Source organism: Rhizobium ecuadorense (assembly GCF_001187535.1).
Lineage (GTDB): Bacteria > Pseudomonadota > Alphaproteobacteria > Rhizobiales > Rhizobiaceae > Rhizobium > Rhizobium ecuadorense.
This window is the reverse complement of record NZ_LFIO01000581.1, coordinates 1-249: the sequence shown is the minus strand read 5'-3', so window position 1 is coordinate 249 and position 249 is coordinate 1. Positions and strand designations below refer to the sequence as shown.

The window sequence follows — 249 nt, the reverse complement described above, 5'->3', positions numbered from 1 at the left end:
AAGGTTATTGGATCACAACATCGAGAGGTGATCCATGATGACTTCCAGATCCAACGTGCCGCCCGAGAGCGGGACAGATGACGCTCGTTCCGCCGATACGGAGCGAGCCGAGACCGATCGCAAGCGAGCATTGGAAAATGCCCGGCGCAACGTGAGTTCGACATCAGATCGCGATAGCGGCACTGAAACCCCAAGCCTGAAGCTTGCGAAAGAATATCTCAGCCTTGGCGGCCACCGTCGGTCCATGAT

1 pseudogene is annotated in these 249 nt (G+C 56.6%); it reads left to right on the top strand.

Features of this window, described 5'->3' with window-relative positions:
- Positions 1-34: 34 nt before the first annotated feature.
- Positions 35-249 (top strand): annotated as a pseudogene (locus tag AF337_RS44325) (hypothetical protein); the annotation flags it as partial.